Below are 25,519 nucleotides of genomic sequence, written 5' to 3'. Positions count from 1 at the left end.
AGACCATGATGCACGAACCGATCGCCGCGGCCACGGAAAGCTTTGAGCGGCAAGCGCAGGAGCGGGTCTTCCGCAGCCATGACGGGACGGAGATCTTCTACCGGTTCTGGCCGGCGGCTTCCGCCGATGCCAAGGGAGCGGTGGTGCTCTTCCATCGCGGTCATGAGCATGGCGGCCGCATGGCCCATCTGGTCGACGAATTGCAGATGCCGGACCATGCTTTCTATGCCTGGGATGCCCGCGGCAATGGCCGCTCGTCCGGCGAGCGCGGCTATGCCCCATCCTTCTCGGCCCTGGTGCGCGACATCGACTGCTTCATGCGCGAGATTGCCGCCAGGGATGGCTTCGCCACGCAGGATATCGCGCTGATCGCGCAGTCCTTCGGCGCCGTGCTCGCGGCAGCCTGGGTGCACGACTATGCGCCGAAGCTGCGCGCCATGGTGCTGGCCTCACCGGCCTTTTCGGTAAAACTCTACGTGCCCTTCGCTAGGGAAGGCATCGCGTTGTGGCAGAAGATCAAGGGTCGCTTCTTCGTCAATTCCTATGTCAAGGCGAAATTCCTGACCCATGATCCCGTGCGCATCGCCTCCTTCGAGAGCGATCCGCTGATCACCCGGCCGATCGCCTCCAACATCCTGGTCGAGCTCTACCAGCACGCCGCCCGGATTGTCGCTGACGCCCGCGCCATCACCGTGCCGACGCAGCTGCTGCTCTCGGGCAGCGACTGGGTGGTGCGCCACGGCCCGCAGCACCAGTTCTTCGTCAATCTCGGCAGCCGTACCAAGGAACGCCATGTGTTGCCGGGTTTCTTCCACGATACGCTGGGCGAGCGCGACCGCGCGCAGGCCCTCGACCTGATCCGGCCGTTCCTGGCCAGGCAGTTCGCAGCACCGGATGCGCCGGCCGACCTGAAGCAGGCGGATATTGCCGGCTACACCCGCGACGAGGCCGACAGGCTTGCCTCGCCGCTCGATCTGTTGTCGCCCAAAGGCCTCTATTGGGCATTCAGCCGTGCCTCCATCCGCATGGGCGCCTGGGTCTCCCAGGGCATGAAGACCGGCATCGACACCGGCTTCGATTCCGGCTCGACGCTGGATTACGTCTACGAGAACGACGCGCGGGGTCTCACACCCCTTGGCCGCGTCGTCGACCGGGTCTTCCTGGAGGCCATCGGCTGGCGCGGCATCCGGCAGCGCAAATTGCATCTCGAAGAGCTGATCGGCGCTTGCCTGGCGACGCACAAGGCGACCGGGCGTCCAGCGCACATCCTCGACATCGCCGCCGGCCACGGCCGCTATGTTCTCGATGCCATCATGAAGAGCCCCGACCAGCCGACGAGCGTGCGCCTGCAGGACTATTCCGACCTCAACGTCCAGCTTGGCCGCAAGCTGATCGCCGAACGGCAATTGCCGGCTGATGTCTCGTTCCAGCGCGCCGACGCCTTTGATGCCGACATGCTCGCCAAAGCCGATCCGGCGCCCGACCTCGCCATCGTCTCCGGCCTCTACGAGCTGTTCTCCGACAATGCGATGATCGGCCGCTCGCTCGGTGGATTGGCCCGCGCCATGCAGCCGGGCAGCCTGTTGCTCTATACCAACCAGCCCTGGCACCCGCAGCTCGAGATGATCGCCCGCAGCCTGACCTCGCATCGCGGCGGCGAGGCCTGGGTTATGCGCCGGCGCACGCAAGGCGAGATGGACCAGCTTGTCGAAGCCGCCGGTTTCGACAAGCTCGACCAGCGCATCGACCAGTGGGGCATCTTCACCGTCTCGGTCGCACGGCGACGCTGAACAGGATGGTGTCATTGCTTGCATCCACAGCGCGCACCGAACCTTATGTACGGGTGGTCGTCAGGGCAGTCGTTTGGCTGGGCTTCCTGGCGCCGTTCTTCTACCTCAGCTACGGCTTCGCCAACTGGCTGGCGTCGCGGCGCGACGATGTCGGCAGCATCGTGTTCTCGTGGGAACACAGCATCCCGTTCCTCGCCTGGACCATCGTGCCCTACTGGTCGATCAACGTGTTCTACGGCCTGTCGCTGCTGCTCAACGACAACAGGCAAGGGGTCGACCGCCTGGCCGGACGTTATCTCATGGCGCAGATCGTCGCCGTTGCCTGCTTCATCCTGTTCCCGCTGACCGCGACGTTCGTGCGGCCCGCAACGACCGGGCTGCCGGGCTTCCTGTTTGCTGTGCTCGGCGGCTTCGACAAACCGTTCAACCAAGCGCCGTCGCTGCACATCGCCCTGCTGGTCATCATCTGGGATCATTGGCGCCACCGGCTCAGCGGCTTTCTCCTGCCGCTCTGGCATGGCTGGTGCTTTCTGATCGGTGCCTCGGTGCTGACGACCTGGCAGCATCATTTCATCGACATCCCGACCGGAGCACTGCTCGGTTTTTTTGCGCTGTGGCTGTTTCCGTGCAGCGGCGTATTGCCGTTTTCAGGCTTCCGGCTGACCAGCGATGCGAAGGCGCGGCGGCTGGCGCTGTACTATGCGCTGGGCGGCACCCTTGCGGTGGCCAGTGCCGCGCTCGGCGCCTTCTTTTGGGCCGTCGCGCTTCTCCTGCTTTGGCCGGCGCTGGCGCTGTCCATCGTCGCCTGTGCTTATGCCGGGTCCGGCTCAAAGGTGTTCCAGAAATCCGCCGATGGCGGCATCACGCTTGCAAGCCGTATCCTGCTCTTGCCCTACCGTCTCGGCGCCTGGGCAAACATCTGGGCCTGGACGCGCAATCTTCCTCCCCAGGTGGCGGTTGCCAACGGTGTCTTTCTCGGGCGCTTTCCCACCGCAAGCGAGGCCAACGGCTTCGGCACGGTCATCGACCTCGCCGCCGAACTTGAGAAGCCGGCGGGAGCCGATTGCCGCTGGATCAGCTTTCCGATGATCGACCTGTTGCCGCCCGAAATGGCGATACAGCAACAGGCAACCAGCGCGCTGGAGAGCGCGCGCCGCGACGGCACCGTGCTGGTGTGCTGTGCGCTCGGCTTCCAGCGGAGCGCCGGCGTCGTCGCCGAATGGCTGGTGGCGACCGGCAGAGCCGAAACACCGACGCTTGCCCGCGAGAAGCTGATCGCCGTCGGCCGGCCAGTTCATCTTGCCGAGACCACGGAGCGGACTGCGCCATGACCGGCAGTGCCTACCAGGACCGCGTCGACCGCTTCGCCCGCATGCTGATGCAGCAGGCCGCATGGCCGGCCGCACTCGTTGTGGCCGCAAATATCCTTGCGCCCCTTGCCGCTTCGGCGCGCGGCGCCTTCGAGACCTTGCCTGCAGCCCTCGCGCTGTCCACCACCGCCGCAACCGCTGTCGCCGTGCTGGCGCTGTCGGCACTGCTGGCGTTCGATGCGCTGCTGTTCCGGCTGATGGGCAGCCACAATGACGAAGCTTCCGGTGGCGCCGCGGTGGACGACATGCTGGCGCGCATGCGCCTGAAACCCGCCGCGTCCACGACACGGACGCTCGAAGACCGCATGGCCGGCACAGGCCGCTTGCTGTTCAAGCAGCGCACGGCCCTGGCGTTATTTGCCGTAGCGCTTCTGGCGGCGGGATTCTGGGCGCCACGATGAACAGGCTTTCGCTGAAAACCTTCACCTTGCTGCAGACGGTAACCTCCGTCGGCCTCTCGGCGCTGGCCTGGATGGTGACCGGCGTGCGTCCGATCTGGAGCGGCAGCCTGCCATCCGACCGGCAGCGCATCTATTTCGCCAACCACACCAGCCATGGCGACTTCATCCTGCTGTCGGCGTGCCTCAGTGAAAGGGAGCGCGCGATCACGCATGCGGTTGCCGCCGGCGAATATTGGGGAAAGTCGCGGCTGCGCCGCTTCATCGCGCAGGACATGCTGTCGTCCGTGCTCATCAACCGGCAATGGACGAAGCCTGAGGAAAATCCGATCGAGATCATGCTGTCGGTTCTCGACCAGGGCCACTCGCTGATCCTGTTTCCCGAGGGCACCCGCAACATGACCGAGGAGCCGCTGCTGGCGTTCCGCTCCGGGCTCTACAATCTGTCGATGGCGCGGCCGCAGGTCGAGCTGATCCCGTGCTGGATCGAGAACATGTCACGTGTGCTGCCCAAGGGACAGTTCCTGCCGGTGCCGCTGCTGTGCCGCGTCGTCTTCGGCGCACCGGTGGCGGTTGGCGCGGGCGAAGAACGCCGTGCCTTTCTCGAGCGTGCCCACGCCACGCTCCTGGCGCTCAACCCGCGTCCCGAGCGAGACGATTGATGCGCTACGATATCTCCATCCTGATTATCGGCCTGCTGGCCGTTTTGACCACCGCCAGCACCGTCGCCGCCATACTCTCGGCGCGGGCGCCGAAGCCGCTGAGTTCGACGCTGGTCAACCTCACCCAGCGCATCAACTCCTGGTGGGTGATGGTGGCGATGATGACGGTCGCCTTCTTCTTCGGCCGCTACGGCATGACCATCCTGTTCGCGCTGATTTCGTTCGCCGCGCTGCGCGAATTCGTGACGCTGACGCATACGCGCCGCAGCGACCATTGGGTGCTGCTTGGCATGTTCGGCATCATCATACCGTTTCAATACTGGCTGGTGTGGACCGCCTGGTACGGGCTCTTCGTCATCTTCATTCCGGTCTATTGCTTCCTGTTGATGCCGGCGATCACGGCGCTGCATGGCGACACCGAACGCTTCCTCGAGCGGATCGCCGCGCAGCAATGGGCGGTGATGATCGCGGTCTATTGCGTCAGCCATGTCCCTGCCCTGCTGACACTCGACGTGCCGGGCTTCGAAGGTCGCACCCTGTTGCTGATCGCCTTCCTGATCATCGTCGTGCAAGGCAGCGACGTGCTGCAGTACATCTTCGGCAAGCTCTTTGGAAAACACCGCTTTTCGCCGAACGTCTCGCCATCGAAAACCTGGGAAGGCCTGATCGGCGGACTGGTGTCGGCGAGCCTGCTCGGCGCGCTGCTGTCGTTCGTGACGCCGTTTTCGCCGTTGCAGGCGGCGGCCGTGGCCTTCGTCGCCTGCTCGATGGGATTTCTGGGCGGTCTGGTCGCCTCGGCCATCAAGCGCGACCAGGGCGTCAAGGACTGGGGCCATCTGATCGAGGGCCATGGCGGCATGATGGACCGCACCGACAGCCTGGTCTTCGCCGCCCCGGTCTTCTTTCACATCGTGCGCTATTTCTGGACGGTCTGAGTGAGCCGTCTGTAGCCGCCTCTCCAGAGTGAGCCTAAGCGTCTTCCGGCCGGTAGCTTACGACCGGCCGGAAAAACGCCTTGATGCACTTTGCGGACATGGTCTTCTCAAAATCTGTTTCGCCGTTTGCACCAGCCTCATCTTCGGAGGCCATCTGTTTCAGCCATTGCTCGTTCATTTCCGAAGCGCGATCAGAACACTCATCCATACCGCTGGATAGCGGTCCCACCACCTCACTGACCTTCGGGCCGACATAGGTGACAAGCCACAGCTTGTTGTCTGATTTAGCTTCAGGTTGAGGCAGATGCCAAACTTCGGGGAGTCCCCAAAACCAGCCAATTCCTACGAAGATCGACACCGGCACCATCGGGTACAGCACCCGAAAAGCAAGTGACAGCGGATGATATTTTGGCCGCATAGGATAAAACCTCCACTCATCTATTTCTACTTGTACCTTCTCTGCGATATGCGACTCTTGTTAAGATTCCACAAAACGACTTTGGTATTTTGACTCAATTTCTGGAATACTTTTCTAATTTATACTTATCTACATTAGGAGATGCTTAGGTGTCTGTCTCGAAGCTGCGAACCAGCGCCGCCATCCCGATGCAGTGGCAGCGCTTCGGCCCCTATATCGGCAACATTCCGGGCGAGACAGGCGACGTCGCCTATGGCGTCTGCGTCAACGGCGACGATTCCGGCAATTTCGACTACATCGCCGGCGTCGAGGTGTCGGACTTTTCCAACCTGCCGAAGGAATTCAGCCGGGTGCGGGTGCCGGCACAGAAATATGCGGTGTTCGCCCATCGCGAGCACATCTCGACCATCCGCCGTACGGTCAACACGATCTGGAACAAATGGCTGCCGGCGTCCGGCCATGAGATATCGGATGCGACGGAATTCGAACGCTACGGCCCCGAATTCGATCCGCTCAGCGGCGATGGCGGGCTGGAGATCTGGATGCCGGTGAAAGCGTAAGCGATCACGCCAGCGGCAGTGCCGGCCAGCGATCGATTATCCTGCCGCCGGAGAACACCGCGATCGACCCGAACTGCTGCAGCACGGCCTCGCTCTGCGTCGGNCTCGGCCATCCACTTGCCGCCATAGAGATAGCAGCCCTTGCGCGGAAACCGGCCGAGTGCCTGTAGCAGGCGGGTGACGGCCAGCGGGCCGGGCAGCATCGGCTCGACGACTTTCAGGATCGGCGTCGCGATGAAGGCACCCGGTTGGAAGCCCTCAAGGCCGGGCGTGGCGAAATCGCTGGGCAGCACGAAGGCCGAGCCCATCGACACTTCATTGGCGACGCTGCCATGATGGAGCAGTGCGGTCTTGCTGCCGCCGATATTCAAGATGCGGCGCTGGTCGGCGCCGAGACAAGCGACGAACGCCGTGGCCTGCGCCGACGCCTTTGCCAACGCTTTCACCGGCCCGCCGAACAGGCCGGGAATGTGCGGCGCGTGCGCCTCGTAGGCCATGACGCCTTCGCAACGCAGGCGTTTGTGGGATGGCAGTGCGCTCAGTGCCTGCGACAACGCCTCCGGGCTGGCAAAGCCGCCGCGATGCAATCCGACGTCGATCTCGAAGGCGATGCGCAGCTCGATCTCGAGTTCGTCGGCGAGTGCGCCATATTCCGCCAGTCGGTCCTGCGTATCGATCAGCCAGCAGACACGCGTCCAGTCGGCCTCGCCGTTCATCAGCGCCGCCCTTGCCGCGCCGACCGGCATCGGCTTACCGTACAGCAGATCGGCATCGGGAAACGCCTTCAGCACGGCCTCGCTGATCGGCGGATGGAAGGTCATGACGTGATTGGTGCCAAGCGCCTTGCCGATATGGGCGAGCAGGGGCAGGCAGGCGAGCGACTTGTCGACCAACCGCACGGCAAGGCCGGGATCAAGCCGCTCTTTCACCAGCGCGATGTTGCGGTCCAGCCGGTCGATATCCAGCACCAGACAGGGCTGCAAGATGCCGGCTTCCTTCAGTGCGTCCGACAGGGCGGAAAAATAGGCGCTCATCGTTCGCTGCCAGAAGGACTGGGCTCGATGCCGAACAGGCCGGCCATGTAGGGCGAGACCAAGCGGTTTTGCGGATCGATATCGCGGCGCACCGCCATGGCGTCGTCCCAGCGCGGATAGAGCTTTTTCAGCTCCGCCGCCTTCAGGCTGTGCATCTTGCCCCAATGCGGCCTGCCGCTGTATTTGCGGAAGATCGGCTCGGCCGCCCGCATGAACGGCAGCGGATCGTTTGCCGCGTCATGGTGGATGGCGATCGAGCAGGTCGGCCTCCTGTAGAATGGCGACAGCCAGAATTCGTCGGGGGCAACGGTGCGCACCTCCATCGGAAAATAAACCTCCGGAAAATGCTTCTCCGTCAGCTCGATGATTCCGGCCAACGCCTTCGGGCCCGCCTCGAAAGGCAAATGATATTCCATCTCGTTGAACTTGGTCTGGCGGTCGCTGGCATAGACGTTCAGCCAGTCCTGCACGTAGTCCTCGGCCGGGAATTTGGCGACCGCCGAGCGGATCAGGCGGCCGCGCAGCGACGGCAGCCAGGCGAGCGCGGTGCGCAGCCGACGCAGCGTCCTCAACCCAGCCTCATCCGCTTCGGGCGGTCGCGGGGTCGGAGCTGCGTCGCTGAGATCGCTGGCGATGAACTGCGCATAGCCGGAAAACGGAATGTAATAGAATTCGGCCGAGCGATGCGCGGCCATCATCGTCTCGAACTCGCGCAGCATATCGGCGATCGGCAGCACCCATTTGCGGCGGCGCAGCCGGTAGGTCGGGATGTTGTTGAGCGTCACTTCGGTCATCACGCCGAAGGCGCCGAGCGCGACGCCGATGGCGTGGATCATCTCCTGGTCCCCTGCCCGCCTGAAGTCACGCAACTTGCCAAGGCCGTCGACGATCTGCACCGTCTCCAGCTGCGTGTGATAGGCGCCGAGCGTCGGTCCCGAGCCGTGCGTGGCTGTGCCCAGCGCACCACCAATCGCCTGGCGGTCGATGTCGCCCATATTGGGCAGGCCCTGGCCAATGCCTTGCAGGATGTGCATCAGCGGGCCGAGCCGGGTCCCTGTCCGCACCCGCGCCTGATGTTTTTCGGCGTCGTGCGAGACCAGCCCTTCCAGTCTCTCCAGGGACAGGATGGTACCTTCGGATTTCACCAACGGCGTGAAGGAATGACCGGCGCCGACGACGCGCACCGGGCCGGGCGCGGTGCGCACGAGATCACCAAGTTCGCCGGCATCGGCGGGACTGGCGATAAGCTTCGGCTCGGCGCGCACGAAACCGGACCAGTTGCTCCAATTGCTCGACATGGCGCTCCCGCTCAGGCAACGGCGCGGCGACGCCGCGTCACCAGGATGAACAGACCGAGCAGAAGCACGCTCGCAACGGCGCTGGCGGCGGCGAATTCCGGCACCGGCCGGAAATCCTTGCCGTCGATCAGCAGCGACGCGGCGATCGGCCCGATCGCCAGGCCGAACAGCTGGGCTGCCGGCACCAAGAGCACGGCGGTGCGCGTCTCGTCGGCGGTGATCGCCAGCCGGATCTGGTAGGGCACGATGAACAAGAGGATGAAGCCCATGACCAGAGCGGCTATCCAGAATGTCGTGAGGCCGGGCCCGCTGGCGAGGATCAGCGAGCTGACAAGTGCGACGGCGCCGATCGTGGCGATGGCCAAGCGATAATCGATGCGCGCCTCGAAGATGGTTGCCGTCATCGCACCCAGGACCTGCACTGCCAGGCTCGCCGAGACGATCAGGCCGACGGTGCGGCCATCGATGCCGTATTGTGCGCCAAGCGGCTCCAGAAAGGCCCAGACCGCACCGAAGAACATGAAGTAGCAGAACACCGACAGCAGCGCGGTGAGCGAAGGTACCGTCAGCACACCGGCCAGATTCTCGTCCTTGGGCAGATCGGCATAGTCGCCGGGGACGGTGAAGGCGACCGCCAGCGACGCGATGCAGACGACGGCAAGCACGATGAAGCCGCCCGCCGATCCGGCTGCTGGAATGACATAGAGCGCCAGCAACAGGGCAGTCGCGCATTGCGCCAGCGTCTGCATGGTGACGAAATAGCCGCCGATGCGCTCGGCGCGCCGCGAGCGGGCGATCAACTCGGTGGCGACCGCCACCAGACCGCCCTCGGCAAGCCCGGCCAGCGCGCGGGCAGCGATCAGCGTGTTGGCGGTTGCGGCATAGGCCGTCCACACATTGGCCAGCGCCAGCAGCAGCAAAAGGACGGCACTTTTCCAGCGCATGTTATGCGCCGAAAGCAGCATCGCCAGGACAGCCGAACCGATGGCGATGGCGACCATCTCGGCGGTCGCAACCAGCGCCAGTTCATCGCCGCTGACATGCCCCTCGGTGTAGAGCGCGCCGAGCAGCACGGGCTGCAGCCCGAGGATGAGCAAGCCGACCGAGCCAACCCACAGTGCCGACGCAAGCTGTGCGCTGGTCGGATTGCCGACCAGCCAGTCGTCATCGCCTGCGTGGCCGGTATTTGTCGAAGCCAAAGGCGCCTCCCAAGTGCTTGCCGTGCGGTAAAAAAACTGACAACCTGTCAGCATTCTGGAAACTGATATTTGATCATATTTTTTGTCAACCGGAATCTGAAAAGCCCGCGCTAGAGATCGGTGCATGACGGAAGTGACGAAAACAGCCACCGAGCCCAGGCGCAGACCCAAGCAGGAACGCAGCCGCGAGCGCATCGACGCGATCCTGTCGACGACCATGCGGCTGATCGGCGAGAAGGGCATCGACGCCGTTACCATGAAGGAAGTCAGCCTGCTGGCGGGTGGGCCGATCGCCACCGTCTACCATTACTTCCCCAACAAATCGGCGATCCTGGCGATGCTCTATGAGCGGTTTTCAGAGGCCAGCCGTGCACGGCTGACCGCGATCATCGCCGATGTCCGCGAGGCGAAGGACGTGATCGTGGCCGCCGACCGGCTGCTTGACGACTATCTCAGCCGCGTCGCCGGCGATCCGGCCATCCAGGATCTGCAGAACGCCATCCAGGCCGACAAGGCGCTCAAGAATCTCGACATCGCCGAAACCCGGCATCAGGCCAGGATGTTCTGCGACCATGTCGCCGCCTTGATCGAGCCGGGCAAGCGCGAGCAGTTCGAACGCATCGTTCTCCTGATCTTCCAGCTAGCCGGTGGCGTGGTGCGCCTGGCACTTGCCGAGGGCGACGCGGAACGCCGGCGGACAATCGCGGATTATCGTTCGATCATCCACACCCAGCTGCGGCTGTTTCTGTAAGCTTCAATCCGTAGAAAATTTCACGCTCCAGGTCAGCGCTACGCGCCTTGACTCTGGCAGGCCGCCAGCCTATTTCAGCGCCACGTTAGCACTCGCCATTGGTGAGTGCTAACTCATATGTCCGGCGCCGCCGGACGGAGGAACTGTTTCTCACCGTTCTCATCGAGGAAGAAAAAATGGCAAAGTCGAAGTTCCGCCCGCTTCATGACCGCGTGGTCGTTCGTCGGGTCGAATCCGAATCCAAGACCGCTGGCGGGATCATCATCCCCGACACGGCAAAGGAAAAGCCGCAGGAAGGCGAGATCATCGCCGTCGGCTCCGGCGCTCGTGACGAAGCTGGCAAGCTGGTTCCGCTGGATGTCAAGACCGGCGACCGCATCCTGTTCGGCAAGTGGTCGGGCACGGAAGTCAAGCTCAATGGCGAAGACCTTCTGATCATGAAGGAATCCGACATCATGGGCATCATCGGCTGATATCAGGCCTTTTCATCAACTGAATTCCCGGGCTCAATCTAAAGCCCCTGCCAGGAGCTAAAAATGGCTGCCAAAGACGTAAAATTTTCCCGTGATGCCCGCGAGCGCATGCTTCGCGGCGTCAACATCCTCGCCGACGCGGTGAAGGTCACGCTCGGCCCCAAGGGCCGCAACGTCGTCATCGACAAGTCGTTCGGCGCACCGCGCATCACCAAGGACGGGGTCACCGTCGCCAAGGAAATCGAACTTTCCGACAAGTTCGAAAACATGGGCGCGCAGATGATCCGCGAAGTTGCTTCGAAGACCAACGACATCGCCGGTGACGGCACCACGACGGCGACCGTTCTGGCGCAGTCGATCGTCCAGGAAGGCAACAAGGCCGTTGCCGCCGGCATGAACCCGATGGACCTGAAGCGCGGCATCGATCTGGCCGTGACCGAAGTCGTCGCGGCGCTCGGCAAGGCTGCCAAGAAGATCAAGACCTCCGAGGAAGTCGCCCAGGTCGGCACGATCGCCGGCAATGGCGACGAGTCGGTCGGCAAGATGATCGCCGAAGCGATGCAGAAGGTCGGCAACGAAGGCGTCATCACGGTTGAGGAAGCCAAGACCGCCGAGACCGAACTCGAAGTCGTCGAAGGCATGCAGTTCGACCGCGGCTATCTCTCNCAGGCCATGCTGCCGGTTCTCGAAGCCGTCGTGCAGACCTCCAAGCCGCTTCTTATCATCTCGGAAGACGTCGAAGGCGAGGCTCTGGCCACGCTGGTCGTCAACAAGCTGCGTGGCGGCCTGAAGATCGCCGCCGTCAAGGCGCCGGGCTTCGGTGATCGCCGCAAGGCCATGCTGGAAGACATCGCCATCCTCACCGGTGGTCAGGTCATCTCGGAAGACCTCGGCATCAAGCTCGAGAACGTCGGCCTCAACATGCTCGGCCGCGCCAAGAAGGTGTCGATCTCCAAGNGCCCAGATCAAGCAGCAGATCGAAGAGACCACGTCGGACTACGACAAGGAGAAGCTGCAGGAACGTCTGGCCAAGCTCGCCGGCGGCGTTGCGGTGATCCGCGTCGGCGGCGCGACGGAAGTCGAAGTCAAGGAAAAGAAGGACCGCGTCGATGACGCCCTCAACGCGACCCGCGCGGCCGTGGAAGAAGGCATCGTTGCTGGTGGTGGCGTAGCCCTGCTGCGCGCTTCGGCCGACATCAAGGTCACCGGCGTCAATGCCGACCAGGCCGCCGGCATCAACATCGTTCGTCGTGCGCTGCAGGCTCCGGCCCGCCAGATCGCGGCCAACGCCGGTGCGGAAGCATCGATCGTNGCCGGCAAGATCCTTGAGAACAAGGGCTTGACCTTCGGCTACAACGCCCAGACCGGCGAATATGGCGACATGATCGCCATGGGTATCGTCGATCCGGTCAAGGTCGTTCGTACCGCTCTCCAGGACGCGGCCTCGGTCGCCGGCCTGCTGGTCACCACCGAAGCCATGATCGCGGAGGCTCCGAAGAAGGAGTCGGCTGGCGGCGGCATGCCTGGCGGCATGGGCGGCGGCGGCATGGGCGGCATGGGCGGCATGGGCGGCATGGATTTCTAATCCAGCCCCTATCAACCTACAGCGGAAAGGGCGGCAGCAATGCCGCCCTTTCCTTGTGGCCGAACATGATCGACAACTTGGAGTGCGTCCCGAGGATCTCGTTCGAGCCTCACCGCATGGTCGAGAATTAGGATCTTGTCCGATCGAGCCATTCGCGGGCTCAACCTGGTCAAACCGGCGCCCCCTACGAACTGCCCGATCCTTGAGGATTCCGCTGCGCGACAATCACGATGATTCATTCAGTTGGTAGCTATAGGCGGTGAATCATGAGGGGCATTGAGGAGCGTGGCAAGGCGCCCATCTCGGCATTTAACCCCACGAGCGTGATATCAGGGACAATTCTCTCATCGGACCGGCGGCTGGCGTTGAAGGACCCGGTGAATCATCCTGTTCTATAGTGGAGCAGACGCGCTCTGAGCCTCAAGATCAAGCGTTTCCTCCTCTGAGTATCCTTGATCTGCCGCTGGACATTCTCGTTGATATTGCTGAGCGGCTCAGCCCGATGGATCTGCTGAGGATGTCGCACACAAATCAAGAGCTGCGTGTCGCCGCCATGATAGTCGCAACGCCTCAAGAAAGGCGGATCCAGGTTCAGGCCATCTGTGGCAGCCCTTGCAACCGGGCTCCAGCAGCGTCTCGTCGTCGTGGCCGAGGGGCCTCGTGACCCCGACGACTGCGCTTCGCCTTGTGGGGCCTCGGAGCGGGCGTGGCAGCGCTTGCACCTGAGCTCCAGCGGTGTCTCATCCTCCTCGCCCAAGGGCTTGAGCCCAGGTCTCAGACCATTGCCCTGGAGGGCNCCAGCAGCGTCTCGTCGTCGTGGCCGAGGGGCCTCGTGACCCCGACGACTGCGCTTCGGCCTTGTGGGGCCTCGGAGCGGGCGTGGCAGCGCTTGCACCTGAGCTCCAGCGGTGTCTCATCCTCCTCGCCCAAGGGCTTGAGCCCAGGTCTCAGACCATTGCCCTGGAGGATGCATGGAAAGAAATAGAAATCAACAGATGGCAGTGGGACCATTGAACTTCCAAATCTTTTCCAATGTTTCTCGATGCTTTTGTCCCACCTGTTAATGCCACAGGGGGCTGTTCGCCCGTATGTCTTAGCAAGAACAATGCTCCCGCATAACTGACAATGGGCGGTCGACATCGAACTCGCACAAGATCGAGTTGCGCCTTCCAACGCAAGGGACACTCCTTGGTCACATTGGGAAGGTTCTTGCTGAAGTTAACCGCCAAAGGGCCGTTGCATATGCCAACACCATGGAAAGAATCTTGGCTGCGGATTGGTCCGACAAATGTCTTACTCAGAAATAGCTCGTCGGCTGAACGAAGTCGGCGTCACGAGCCAACAGGGAAGCAATTCCATGCCCAAACGGTTAAAAACGTTGTCACACCACTTACCGAGCCGCCGGGGAACATTGGCTGACGCAAAGCTTTACGAACCGGCGTCACCGAAGTTATTGTTGCTCATCGGGTTTAGCCGGTTCTATCGAGAAAGAAAAACCCGTACCCTTGAGAGCTTCTAGCGATCCGGTGTTCAATACCCCATCCTGGTCTGTCCATCCAATTCGACGGGTTCGGTTCAATTTGTGCTCGACCCCGCCATCGGCATAACGTCGGCGCTTCTCCGGCGCGTCGTAGAGAGTAATGAACACTTCGCCCCTCCTCGGGCTCCCGCAGCGCTATCTTATGACTTGATCAGTCTATGGTCGAAGAATGCAGCATGGATAGGCAGCTTTTTGAAACGGGGTGCAAAATCCCGCACGCGCAGCCGGGCTTCAGCGGATGTGCGCGGCAATCCAGACGGCTGGCCAGACCACTAAGAACAGCACCGCCGCGACCAATGCGGCCGGTCGGAGCCGGATAAGATCATCGACCAGAGCGCGGGTGTTGGCGGCCACGTCGCGGCTGGCGTTAACATTGGCAATGATGGTCTGAAGGAAAAGAACACCCCCGACCAACCAGAGCACCACAACCGGAAAAATCAAATCCAACGGAAAAGTCCCTTCGCTTTCTGATCATGGCCGGAGTGTATTGGAGTTCTACCGAAAGACAATCTGAAGTCGTTACTAGCCTAATAGGTTTATCATCAACACACAAAGTCTTTGTAAACAGGGATCGGTCGAGATTGCACCCCCTTGCAAACTATTAACACCTCATACATTTTCAAAATACTGGAGCAAGTCCGCCGATCGTGCTATGAAGGGGCGCGCGTGGTTCACGCTGCGCAGCGTGGGCTGTTAACAGGGGCGGTGCCGACATTTTGCCTTGATCGGATGGCGGTGCCGCCCCTCTCAGATCAAGGAATAGACCAAATGTCGACCGTAGTCCCTTATCGCCCGCAATCCATGGCCGGACACGCGGCAGCCAAACAATCCGAGTTCGACCTAGCGACTTGTTAGGGCCATGGCTTAACGACCCCACAAGCCACAAAATTCAGAACCTAATTAGTCGCCGCGTTAGGCGGTGGAAGAAGTATCTGTCTCCCGTCGATTACATTGTAATTGACGAGATCATTGACCAGACCGCTGGCGCGGGCCGCACGAACGGCAACGGCACGGGCCGACTGGAATGGGGCTTCTCCTACACCTCGCTTGAGCACGGCGACCGGCTGGCAGGCGGCACAGGCTTTAGCAAGGCCACCCTAAGGCGCTCCCTCGACAGCCTTAAAAAGATGGACCTCATACGCGTCGACAACGGCCCCGATGGCAATCGCCTCAAGATCACGCCTAACCTCAATTGGAGACCGGCGAGCGGCGCGATCTTGGCCTCTGAGAAGCGAAAGGAAGCAGCCGCGAAGAAGCAAAGGGGTGTCGTGGACTTCACCCCCGGTGAGGAAAACCACACCACCCCTGCTCTTGGAAGAGCATCCCTCCTGCTCACGGATGAGCATCCCCCCTTGCCCACCGAAGAGCACGTCCCATGCTCAAGGATGAGCACCATAAGAGACGGAAGCTCAGAGCCGGAAGATAAAGAGCCGGAAGCAGGCTTGTCGTCGCCTGCCGGCAACGACGCCTCGGCCTCCCCTTCGACTTCTCTCCGGCAACGTGTTCTCCAAGTCGCCAAGGGCGCTTCCGGGGAAAAAGACGCCTCCGGCGAAAGAAAGACCCCCCCGGTTCCGGCCACCCCCCTTTCCGAGATCAGGGTGCGCCAGCGTCCCTCTCCCATCGTCAGTGCTGCCTCCCCCAGAAATCATGCGGGCTCCAATCCGTCCGGGCGCGTCCCGGCCGGATCGGCGTGTCGCGGAACCTGAAGACGTGCGCCCGCGATGCAACTCACGCATGTTAAGGTCGCTTCTCATTGAGCCATTCCACAGCTTTGTCACGCGTATCGAAACCCGCTTCTGCCGATGGCTTATAGCGCTTGGTTCCGTCCTTCATGATGATAACCGTACCGTTGTCGTAGAACTCGTGCGTTCTACCGTCCCCATCGGTTATCGTCTGCCTCTGGATATATCGATCACCACGCTCTGCAACTTCCATGCTGTTGCCCCAAAAGATCAATTGAGCGGCAATCTAACCAGACACCGAATGCGACCGCCAGCGGTACCGGGGGTATCTCCTAACTTTCCGTCCCTCCTTCGGGACCGGCGTGGGGAGCTTCGCGCACCATTTGACGCACACCTTTGCGACCGAGATACCTTGCAACCGGTTGCAAAAAATTGCGACCCGGAATTAACCGTGGGGCATGAGGCCAGTCTCACCCGCCACTCGCTTTGCCAGCCTCGCCAGCGTGGACCGGGAACATCCCGTTGCGGAGATGATGGTGCTCCAGCTTTGCCCGCCAGTGAGCATACTTTGGATCGCCTTGTTGCGTGTCTCGTCCTCGGGGCGACCCCGGTATTTGCCCTCGCTCTTGGCCTTGTCGATACCCTGCGCCTGCCTGCGCCGGCGGTCCTCGTAATCTTTGCGAGCAATGGCTGCCAGCATGTCGAGGAGCATCGAGTTGATGGCCTCGAACATCCTTCCGGAGAAGTCGTCGGCATGTTTGACCATCATCATGTGTGAGGTAGGCAAGTCGAGGGCGACAACTCGAACCTTGCGGTCGTAAATCTCACGCTTGAGCCGGCCCCAATCCTCTGCATTCAGCCGGCTCAAGCGGTCGACTTGTTCGATCAGAAGAATATCGCCCGGCTGACAGTCCGACAGTAACCGAAACAACTCAGGACGCGCCAGCGACGCGCCGCTCTCGTTCTCGATGTAGCTAGCCGCGATGGGTAGATCACGCTCCTTCGCAAACGCAAATAAATCGCCCTTGGCACGGGTTGCGTCTTGCTCTTTGGTTGAGGCTCGGAGATAGGCGCGTACGAACATCATGCGACCCCGGTTCGATATGATTGGTCTCACATTGACCGGTACGATTAGAGTGGTCAAACGTTATTATCGAACCGGCCTACAAAGCGGTCCGCTAAAGGCATACTCATATGGATTTCGGGATATTGCTTGGACAGCCACCGGTGCGAAGACAGGATGACGCAAAAGGACGGCTCCCGCGCAAGGCTTCTTTTCAAACAGACACATCGTGAAGAGCGCCAGCACGCGATTTACCACAACTATATAAGGCACCCACTGCCTGTACACGTAGCATTCTACTCTGGATATGGCTAAATCGTACGCATCCAGTATGTCGAGTCACGACAAGAGCTACATGAAGGGGAAGCATAGGTGAATATGGAAATCGTCTTCAAACTCATCCAGCGTCAGGGAACGTTGGAGCAGGTGGGAACGTTCTTGAGGAGCAAGAAATTGCCCTCGTCTGCTGGTAGCTGGGCAGACATGATCGGCCTCCGGCTGCGCCCCTCCCTCTCCGACGGCTCGCTGAGTGAGGACGACGTTATCAGTTTACTTCGTCAGACGGAGGAGCACGGCAGCCAGCACATCTTTTTTTTCGATTTGGTCAAGGGAAGAGACATTTCGAGGCTGTTCGACGCCCGGTTACCGGGCCTGCTGAAAGCTGCGGGACTGCCGGCCCTTGGCACAACGTCGATTGTAGATATGCCAAATACCCCCACCGTGGTAGAGGTGCGGCACGACCCGCGCGGTGACAACGCATTGATCTTCAAGATCGTGGAGAAGCGAGCACATCTAGAGAAGATATCGGATAGCGCTCAAAACGGGCGGGTCATCGTAACCTATGACGAAATCCCCTATCGCGCAGTGAACGTGATGCGCATTTCTGACAAGGGAACCGCTGAAATCAGGGTGCAATCACACACTGATCCTATTAGCTATGCCGGCCTATGTGAAGCTGTGTTTACGCTGTTACGACCCGTCGTCGACCGCCTCGATTGGAGAGATCACAAGCTCGACAAATTCAAGAGCAATCTTTTTGATTCTTCCATGCGATCGAAGTTGATGAGTATATTCGGACTTCGCCAATCGCAGCATTCCAACTTGGAGGGCAACAGGCTGACCGCCGCCGCTGGCATGCCGGGGGCCAGTATGTACGATGACGATGAAGTCGTGGCTAGCGTTGATCGTTTCCTAAAGAAGCAAGACCATGCTCATTGTGAGCGAGCTACTGTGACAATACGCAAGAGCGACTCTTTGAGGCGGAGTATTGGCTTGATAGTGAGCGGAGAAGCCAACGAGCTTGCCATAGCTAGCAAGGTTTCTCGCGATGAGTACAACTACATTGTTTCGCAGGTTTTAGAGTACAATAAGTGATGCCCGCAGCGGGATGGCAGAAAAATTTAAAGAGGCTGGTCGCGGAGATGCGCCGGCAGCCGCGCCCCGTTGAGTATCCATTCAAGAGATTGCAAGAGCTTGTCGACGCCCCAACGACGTCGGCGTTGAATGAAGAGCTGACCAGACTTGTGGGACGGGGAGAAATCGACGTATTTTATCGGATACGGTCAAGCGAAACTGGCGCCGGGATAGCTGAGTATCGACGTATCACGGACGTACCGGCGAGGGTTTTCGATGACACTGCGGATACGATGCAGAATGTCGTTCTCTCTCGCGACGTAGAACTCATTTATCGCTCCCCTCAATGAAATCAGCTAAAGCAGAACCTAGCTGGCGCGCTCTTAGTGACGTCATATTGAAAGAAATCGTGAGCGTCTCGCAGGACGAACGACTTGCGTATTTGCAAGAGAAGTTGTTGACACTGCCCGAAGGCTCACGCGAGATGGTAGCTCACTTTGTTTCGGTAGCACTTCTGATACAGAGTTCAGACAACCAAAGGATGACTTCCGTGAGCCGGCATACCCATATCTCGTATGTGACCGCGATGGCGCTGATAGCTACAATCGTGCTCGCTGTAGCCGGCTTGTATCTGGTTACTTTACATGGAGACGACGCACCCTCAAAGATCAGCATTTTCGGTGCCACAGTAGAGACTAGTAGCGTCGGAGTGGCTTGCTTGGCACTGGCGGCGTTTACGTTCCTATTTGTGGCGAGAAAGGCCCTTAGTCGCCTTTGATACCACGTTCGGTCGAACCCATTAGAGTGGCGGTCTGCTAAGTTGCTTGGATGCAGACCCTCGCCATAGTCGCCTTCGGTGTTCCAAGTCGTCCACCACCGAGAGCCCGCACGTCAGCCTCGCCCGGCAGACATAGTACTTGCACCGGAATGAGGGGCCAATCGGTGACGCCGACTAGCCGCCCAAAAAGGCCAATAACTTTCCACCGCTGGATCCTGCATTTTAGCGCGAACTTGTTGACTCCATTTTCGCGCTAAATTAGAGAATAAATTATGCTGCAATTTATCTGATAGGAGACCACAATGCTAAAGAAAAACGAGCGATCCAGCCATGACCCTGATGAAGCCTCCGGTTCATCAAAACGCGAGAAATTCGTCGAGCTTGCAGAAAATCGCACCCGCAATGCGATCAAGGCAATTCGCACGATCGCTAAATTGGGAAACAAGAACGCCTATGACTACAGCGAAACGGACGTGAAGAAGATCGCAAACGCACTGAATAAGGAGGTTGATGCGCTTCGCGCCCGGATGACGGCATCTGGAGGCAAGGAGGTTGTAGATTTCGAGCTTTAAGCAATCCAGCTAACGAGTCGGCGACGGAGAATTGAACGTGCAGAATAGAAATTTGCTACTGGATATCCTCGCCGCCGAGAGCGAGGCTGACGTAATCAAGGTCCTTTCGATAGGCGGGGTGCTAGACGACGGCAATCGCTGGAAACCGCTCGGAGCTTTTCCAAATAATCAGTCGATAGTGCACGCCCAACAGAGTAGTCCGGCTGCCGCATTGGTCGAGAAATTTACAAACAGCTTGGACGCTATTTTGCTCAAATATTGTAAGGCAAAAAAGATCGATCCCCGCTCCGCCGTGGCGCCTCAGTCCATGAAAATAGCTGTCGCCGACTACTTCGGGGATCTATCTCAAAAGAGCCGGGAAGAGATCCGATCAATCGCCGAAGACAACCTAGTTCTCTATGCGACGGGCGGGAAATCGCGGCCCAGTCTCTCAATCTACGATGCCGGCGAAGGTCAACTCGCGAAGGACTTTCCCGAGACTTTTTGTTCATTAATCTTTAGCAATCAGGAGGGCTCTTACAAGGGCGCGGTTCCCTTCGTACAGGGCCGGTTCAACATGGGCGGCACCGGGGTGCTGCCCTTCTGCGGCGACGGCCGAAAGATGCAACTGATCGTTTCTCGTCCACCGCCGGAAATTGCCGGGCCTGACGCGGAGTGGGCATTCACGGTCTTTTGTTTCTTCCCATCGAAATCAAGCCCTGAGTGGCGTTATCTTGTCGGCCCTGATGGGAACGTGATGACCGCAGGAGTCGCGGATTTGGGTTTGGTGCCGAAAAAAGGCGCAAAGGCCGGTGAAATCTGCGCGCCCAGGGAGCGCATGGTCTCTAGCGGGACCCTTATCAAAATGTTCGATTATAAGGCCCCCCGCTCCAACATCTGCGGCGAGCTCTACAAGAAGCTCGACGAGTATTTGCTACGCCCGATGCTCCCTCTCCGGCTCATCGAATGCCGAAAGGATTACAAAGCGAACGTGATGGCGGTTACGATGTGGAACCGCTTCGGGCAGTGGGTCTCGAAACTTGAGCCAGGCTTCGAAGACGGTGCCAGCATACAGATCAAGCTATCGACGGGCGAGGTAATCCCCGCTGAGGTCCGGGTCTTCAAGCCAACGCCTGCCGACAACGACGACCATCCGCAGACCGGCCTTCGCGCGCTCATTAATGGCCAGACGCACGCGAAGCGAGATACACAGTTCTTTCGGTCAAACAAAGTTTCCAAAGAGCACATCGCGGGCAGCATGCTTGTGACCTTGGACTGCACGAACCTCTCACAAAGCTCACGCAACAATCTATTCATGAGCAACCGGGAGTCATTTCGAGAAGACCTGCTCTTGAATGACCTTTTCAAAGCGCTTCAAAGCGAATTGAGAAACCACGAAGGGCTCATCGATCTGAACAACAAGCGCTACGAGGAGAAAATTGCCAACGCAGTTACCGATGAAGTTGGCATCAGCGCCCTCGAAGACCTTCTGGCAGAGGATCCGGAGCTAGCCAGTTTGTTCGGCAGCGCTCATCCGGGCAAGATCGCGGCCAAGGCAGCAAACGGCCCGCCTGGCTCAACGGTGAAGGAGAAACCACTCCCGTTTGTGGGGACCGAGTTTCCGAGCTATTTTAAGCGCGCTGATGGCACAATGACCGTCAAGGTGGATCTGCCTCGCACGGACGCTACCCGCGTTGCCTTTCATACCGATGTGAAGAACAACTACTTTTCACGGCCGAACGATGCTGGTGAATGCGTATTCGCCGGGCTCGTGCAGCCTTCATTCCATCTGTTCAACGGCAAACTGACGCTGACTTTCAGGCCTGACAAATCGATTGCGGAAGGGACGACCTTCACTACCACGGCGACAATCGCCGACCCCGCAGGTCACGGACCATTCAAGTTGACGATCGAGGCAACGGTCGTGGCTTCAAGGGAGAAGACCGAGAAGCAGCCGCCTAAGGACCAAAAGGTCGACATGGCCCCGAGCCGGCCCGACATAATCGAGGTGGAGGGCGCCCCCGATGATCTGCCCATTCGTGTCGAGAGACATCCGAAGACGACGCGTTTGACGATCACAATTAACACTGGTTCGCGCGTGCTGGCCGAAGCGAAACTGCTCCGGCCGCCAGAAGAGGAGCCCGCTGTCAGATTTGTCTTCAAATTCGGCCTGGCCCTCGTCGCAATGGGCATGATCGAAGCAGCCAAAAAGACGCCTGAGTGGGCGACAGAAGAAGTTAGCTGTCGGTCTGCGATCGACAAGTCCGCATCGGCAGCTGGTCGCGTTATCGTGCCATTGTGCCTGACGCTGCCAAAGAAACTGCCGAAGGTTGCATAAGCGACCGCCAAGCCCGGGATGCAACCAACCCAGCATCGCTCAAACGGTGCAGAAGGACGACTTCTTTGCTGGCAGGCGTGTCGCCTTGTTGGTCGGAGTACCATTTTCTATTGGGGACGTTCCGCCAGAGACGCCCATCGAACTCTTTCGCCAGTGACGGCAGGAAGACCTCGGAAAGACCTGCGGCCTCCATCGCTTGCAGATAGCGCTGCAACTGCCATTCTGGCTCATGGAATGCTAACATCTGCACGAATACCGTATCACCGTCGCACAGCGCTGCTACAGACGACATCGTGGCCTGAACTTTCGCGAAATAGCCAGACTTCTCAGGCTTCGCCCGATCGCCCATCGTATAGTAACTTGCGCCTGCGCCATCGAGTTTATTGGCGATCCAGAAGGGCGCTGCCGTTTCGCGGCCGCCGCCGACCTGCCATCGATGGTAGAGAACATGGACGCCGGGGTACGGCGGTGACGTAACAACCACACGCGGCGCGCGAACCGATGCGAGCCGCGCGTCATCTTCGATACCGGCCGCGCTTCGAAACAAGACCTGTACTTTCGGCCTGTACTCGTGCCTGGTGACGGCTTCACGGAAGCGCCGAGCTCCAATCACCATCTCACGCGCGTTCTTACCGAACATCTCTCGCATGGCGGGAACTGAAATCACGGTCCTGCGCCCGTCCAAGGCCATCTGCGCTGTGCGAAGCACGACGCAGCGACCAAAGCCTTCTAGGTGCGGTGGAAGGCGCATGGCGCTAGCTAGCGCCTGCTCTACGGCTTTCCTCGCTCGCCAACGCTGCGGGTGGTCAAGGTGCTTGTAATAGCCTCTCTCAAAATAGTCGGCAAAGTGGATTGAGGGACGGCGGATGTCTATAGCGTCAGGCAATGCTTTTGCCCAACGATCTAGCAGCAGAATATCCTCGTCGGAAAAGACCGTTGTCTTCACTGTGGCGACAAATTCAGCCAACGAACTTATGTCGACGCCCACCGCATCCCGGCCCAAAGCTAGAGCTTCGACCAGACTGGTCCCGCCGCCGACATGCGGATCCATGATGAGATCGCCAGGCTCGGAAAAAACTTCGATAGCCGCTCTGGCAAAGGATTGTGAGAACCTCGCGGGATAGCGATAGAAAGTATGAGTCAACCCGCGAACTGGCTCGATATCCCGAGCTCCCGCAATCAACCGGTCCTCATCGTCTGTTGGTATCTGGAGGAACTTGGTCACGGATCAACCATCTGACACGAGGAGCGAGCGCGACTGGCACGAAGTGCTCTGCAATTGCCGATAAGCGTAAAGCGATATGGTTAACGGATGATGGATTTCAGACGCTGCCTGTCTCATGCGCTTGTAGGGTGCACCCCCTTCGAGACTCAGATGCAATCGTACTGCCTTCGTGGAACGCGCGGATCGCAAAACGCCGGTTTCCACCGATTGTTGAGGAATTGCTAGGAATAAATGCTTGCCTTCGCACACTTAGCTTGGATGGAGCCTCTGTCAACCGTTGACCCGCTCTTGGGTGAGAGCGATTTGCACCGGCTAGCGCGCGATCTGCGGAATACGTCTGAAATTGAGGCGCCATGTTTGGCGCGTAGCGTGGCGGCCAAATGAATTGGCTGCATGGCGAGGGTGCAAAACCACTCCTCGCCGGTCACAGCGTACCTTTCTACGATCCGGTTCCAAGGGGGTGCCGGAACCGGCGATGCAAGGCCATGTGAATTGACCGGCTGATCGGATATGGCGACCATGGGGCGTAATAGTCCTCGCAGTGCATCTGGAGGGCTTCGTAGAGCCCAAGATCGAACATCGCTCGGGGTTTGGTAACCAGCCATCCTTGATGAAGCGGTGTATGAGTTGCCAGCCGCGAACTCGCTCGTCATGAGTGCAGCCGTTGTAGACAGGCATGCGGGCCCACTTCCAATCCGGTAGGTCGGTTGGTTCAATGAGGCTCACAGAGTTTGCACCCAGTTGCAAAATTTCAAGCTACTTCTGGCTGATCCGCCTTCGCTATGTGTAGGTGGCCGAGATCAAGGTCGGGATACGTCACCTTGTCCATCCATTGGCTGAGAACCGCAGGCCGCGCGCCCTGCCCGTAGCGCTCTTCGATGCCGCCGCTTCGTGCCCAGCCACCGAGTGCGCGCGTTACGTCAACTGGGGCTACCCGCGTTGCGTAGTCCGTCGCGGAAATTGTGCCGGAGGGAGTGAAAGGAAACGCCCGCCCGCACCCCTACCTTCTGTTTCAGCATATAGCTGAACCGCTTCTGAAACATATCGACGCAATGCTGTTGATCGTCTCCCGGCAGATCGATGAACAGCCTTCCGCCAGTACGCTTTCGATCTTCAAAGAACTTCATGAACCCGAGCCGCTTTAGCTCAGCATGAATAGGAACGACACGAGCCGCACCACGGGTTTTCAGGCTTCGGTCATCCGTCCGGCGCAGGACGATAGCTTCAATGCCATCAACCGTTTGGAAGTCGTCAGTGTGAAGCCACAAGACTTCGCCAAGCCGCATTCCAGAAAACAGTCCGACCAGCGGTGCCCAGAACCTCCCACCACGTCGATTGCCGGCCCAGCCGGGCAACTCCGCCAGTAAGCCTTTCAGTTCATTGTTGTTGAAGGTCAGCCGGGACGATCCCTCTTTCGGCTGTCCGGACATCAACCGGGAGGCCGGATTATGTTCGATGATGCCTTTCTGAACGGCGTAGTTGAAAAACGCCGACGGATGATGAGCGTAGACCTGCACCGTACCTTGCGAGAGGAGCGTGGCACCACTCGATTTCGCCAGTTCGGCCAGTTCTCTAAGCCCCTTCCCCCGAAATTCAGTCAACTTGTTATAGTTCCGGGGCAGCGAGGCTAAGAGTTCATGGCAGGCTGCACAATCCGCGCGGGCAATCTCGCCAATCGGCTTGTCTTCGCCAACGACCTCACGAAGGACAGCAAACGGCAGAATGTATTTCTTGCCCGCGCTTTCGGTAAGGTGACCTCGCGTCGGGTCCTTCTCAAATCGGGTGATGACTTGGCCGAGTGACAGCCCGGATGGCAGGGACAATTTCGGTGGGGGATTGTGCGCAAATGTGTTGGAGAATAGCGGTAAGCGCGAATTTCCCAGCACCTTTTGCTGTTGAGTGCTCTGATGCATGCAGGTGTCCACCGAAATAGGTGGACACCAAGTGATGGAAGAAGATGAGCAGAAACTGCGGGTGAGGCTTGTCGGTCGGGACGGGCGACGCCGATACGACCCCGCATCGAAGGACCGTCTTATCTTGGCCTGCCTTGAGCCTGGCGTGTCGGTATCGAGGCTCGCGCTCGAACATGGGGTCAATGCGAACCTTCTTCGGAAGTGGATAAAGAGGCGCGCGGAGACCCTCCCGCCGCCCTCACCATCGGCGTTCATCCCGGTTCAGATTGAAAGCACTTCCGATCGGGCCTTGCTGCGACAGAGCAGCATGGCTGCGGTGGATTTGCCGGGGACTTGCGATGGGGTGCGTANTCCGATCGGGCCTTGCTGCGACAGAGCAGCATGGCTGCGGTGGATTTGCCGGGGACTTGCGATGGGGTGCGTAGGTCGGCATCGAAAAGCACAGCGCCTTTTTCCTCTCCAGCCAAGGTGAGCGCGTCGCTGCCGAACGGCGTGACGTTGACGCTGGAATGCGGTGATGTGGATGCGTTGACGGCGACCATCGGAGCACTGGGTCATGTTCAGACTGGGCGCTGACCTGAAAGTCTACCTGCACCGCGAGCC

The 25,519-nt window shown here is 59.8% G+C and carries 17 protein-coding genes and 4 pseudogenes; 13 read left to right on the top strand and 8 right to left on the bottom strand.

Annotated elements, in window-relative coordinates; genetic code table 11:
- The first annotated feature begins 8 nt into the window (after positions 1–8).
- The 5 genes from X744_RS143330 to X744_RS143350 are packed head-to-tail and all read left to right on the top strand — an operon-like array spanning position 9 to position 5,155.
- Positions 9–1,790 (top strand): bifunctional alpha/beta hydrolase/class I SAM-dependent methyltransferase, encoded by a 1,782-nt coding sequence (locus tag X744_RS143330; protein ID WP_050589596.1) that lies wholly within the window; start codon positions 9–11, stop codon positions 1,788–1,790.
- Between the two features lie 5 nt (positions 1,791–1,795).
- A complete protein-coding gene (locus tag X744_RS143335; RefSeq protein WP_023762283.1) occupies positions 1,796–3,121 on the top strand; it encodes a phosphatase PAP2/dual specificity phosphatase family protein in 1,326 nt (441 codons plus the stop codon).
- Positions 3,118–3,561 (top strand): hypothetical protein, encoded by a 444-nt coding sequence (locus X744_RS143340; RefSeq protein ID WP_023762282.1) that lies wholly within the window; start codon positions 3,118–3,120, stop codon positions 3,559–3,561. The genes X744_RS143335 and X744_RS143340 overlap by 4 nt, the downstream gene beginning before the upstream one ends.
- Positions 3,558–4,220: a lysophospholipid acyltransferase family protein gene (locus X744_RS143345; protein ID WP_023762281.1), complete on the top strand. Its 663-nt coding sequence runs from the start codon at positions 3,558–3,560 to the stop codon at positions 4,218–4,220. Before X744_RS143340 ends, X744_RS143345 begins: the two co-directional genes overlap by 4 nt.
- A complete protein-coding gene (locus X744_RS143350) occupies positions 4,220–5,155 on the top strand; it encodes a phosphatidate cytidylyltransferase (RefSeq protein WP_023762280.1) in 936 nt (311 codons plus the stop codon). Before X744_RS143345 ends, X744_RS143350 begins: the two co-directional genes overlap by 1 nt.
- A gap of 34 nt (positions 5,156–5,189) precedes the next feature.
- Here X744_RS143350 and X744_RS143355 read toward each other — a convergent pair whose 3' ends face one another.
- Entirely contained in the window at positions 5,190–5,573 is a 384-nt protein-coding gene (locus tag X744_RS143355; protein WP_023762279.1) for a hypothetical protein, read from the bottom strand.
- Positions 5,574–5,743: 170 nt separating this feature from the next.
- On the opposite strand from X744_RS143355, the pseudogene X744_RS143360 reads away from it, so the two are divergent.
- Positions 5,744–6,133, top strand: a pseudogene (locus tag X744_RS143360) (GyrI-like domain-containing protein); the annotation flags it as partial.
- A 4-nt stretch (positions 6,134–6,137) separates the two neighbouring features.
- Here the strand turns inward: X744_RS143360 and X744_RS03945 are convergent.
- The 3 genes and pseudogenes from X744_RS03945 to X744_RS143370 form a co-directional block, all read right to left on the bottom strand.
- Positions 6,138–7,167: pseudogene (locus tag X744_RS03945) on the bottom strand (alanine racemase).
- Positions 7,164–8,465, bottom strand: a complete 1,302-nt coding sequence (locus tag X744_RS143365; protein WP_023762276.1) for a D-arabinono-1,4-lactone oxidase — start codon at positions 8,463–8,465, stop codon at positions 7,164–7,166. The pseudogene X744_RS03945 and the gene X744_RS143365 overlap by 4 nt, the downstream one beginning before the upstream one ends.
- 11 nt (positions 8,466–8,476) lie before the next feature.
- Positions 8,477–9,664: an MFS transporter gene (locus X744_RS143370; protein ID WP_023762275.1), complete on the bottom strand. Its 1,188-nt coding sequence runs from the start codon at positions 9,662–9,664 to the stop codon at positions 8,477–8,479.
- A gap of 124 nt (positions 9,665–9,788) precedes the next feature.
- Between X744_RS143370 and X744_RS143375 the strand changes: the two genes are divergently transcribed.
- The 3 genes and pseudogenes from X744_RS143375 (at position 9,789) to X744_RS01000000170270 (ending at position 12,473) form a co-directional block, all read left to right on the top strand.
- Complete coding sequence (locus X744_RS143375; protein WP_023762274.1) at positions 9,789–10,415, top strand: TetR/AcrR family transcriptional regulator; 627 nt, start codon at positions 9,789–9,791, stop codon at positions 10,413–10,415.
- Positions 10,416–10,591: 176 nt separating this feature from the next.
- A complete protein-coding gene (groES, locus tag X744_RS0138295; RefSeq protein WP_031261112.1) occupies positions 10,592–10,888 on the top strand; it encodes a co-chaperone GroES in 297 nt (98 codons plus the stop codon).
- A gap of 63 nt (positions 10,889–10,951) precedes the next feature.
- Positions 10,952–12,473: pseudogene (locus X744_RS01000000170270) on the top strand (chaperonin GroEL).
- 1,771 nt (positions 12,474–14,244) lie between these two features.
- Here X744_RS01000000170270 and X744_RS143385 read toward each other — a convergent pair.
- Together X744_RS143385 and X744_RS143400 are read right to left on the bottom strand one after the other, a co-directional pair.
- Positions 14,245–14,460, bottom strand: coding sequence for a hypothetical protein (locus X744_RS143385; protein ID WP_023762269.1), 216 nt, complete (start codon positions 14,458–14,460; stop codon positions 14,245–14,247).
- Positions 14,461–16,140: 1,680 nt separating this feature from the next.
- Positions 16,141–16,779 carry a recombinase family protein gene (locus X744_RS143400; RefSeq protein ID WP_032908055.1) on the bottom strand — a complete coding sequence of 213 codons (639 nt, stop codon included), beginning with the start codon at positions 16,777–16,779 and terminating at the stop codon, positions 16,141–16,143.
- A 351-nt stretch (positions 16,780–17,130) separates the two neighbouring features.
- On the opposite strand from X744_RS143400, the gene X744_RS143405 reads away from it, so the two are divergent.
- The 3 genes from X744_RS143405 to X744_RS143425 all read left to right on the top strand — a co-directional run bounded on the left by X744_RS143405 (position 17,131) and on the right by X744_RS143425 (position 21,778).
- A complete protein-coding gene (locus tag X744_RS143405) occupies positions 17,131–18,132 on the top strand; it encodes a hypothetical protein (protein WP_156938623.1) in 1,002 nt (333 codons plus the stop codon).
- A gap of 1,059 nt (positions 18,133–19,191) precedes the next feature.
- Positions 19,192–19,461, top strand: a complete 270-nt coding sequence (locus X744_RS143420) for a hypothetical protein (RefSeq protein ID WP_023762262.1) — start codon at positions 19,192–19,194, stop codon at positions 19,459–19,461.
- A gap of 37 nt (positions 19,462–19,498) precedes the next feature.
- Complete coding sequence (locus X744_RS143425) at positions 19,499–21,778, top strand: hypothetical protein (RefSeq protein WP_031261107.1); 2,280 nt, start codon at positions 19,499–19,501, stop codon at positions 21,776–21,778.
- Here X744_RS143425 and X744_RS143430 read toward each other — a convergent pair.
- A complete protein-coding gene (locus tag X744_RS143430) occupies positions 21,726–23,003 on the bottom strand; it encodes a DNA methyltransferase (RefSeq protein WP_023762260.1) in 1,278 nt (425 codons plus the stop codon). The genes X744_RS143425 and X744_RS143430 overlap by 53 nt on opposite strands.
- A 920-nt stretch (positions 23,004–23,923) precedes the next feature.
- Positions 23,924–24,916: a hypothetical protein gene (locus X744_RS0138285; protein WP_023762259.1), complete on the bottom strand. Its 993-nt coding sequence runs from the start codon at positions 24,914–24,916 to the stop codon at positions 23,924–23,926.
- 34 nt (positions 24,917–24,950) lie between these two features.
- On the opposite strand from X744_RS0138285, the pseudogene X744_RS1000000176320 reads away from it, so the two are divergent.
- Positions 24,951–25,492, top strand: a pseudogene (locus X744_RS1000000176320) (transposase).
- The last annotated feature ends 27 nt before the right edge of the window (positions 25,493–25,519 follow it).

Source organism: Mesorhizobium sp. LNHC252B00, assembly GCF_000502955.1.
Classification (GTDB): domain Bacteria; phylum Pseudomonadota; class Alphaproteobacteria; order Rhizobiales; family Rhizobiaceae; genus Mesorhizobium.
The sequence above is the reverse complement of the archived record's forward strand: the minus strand, read 5'-3'. Positions and strand labels throughout refer to the sequence as shown.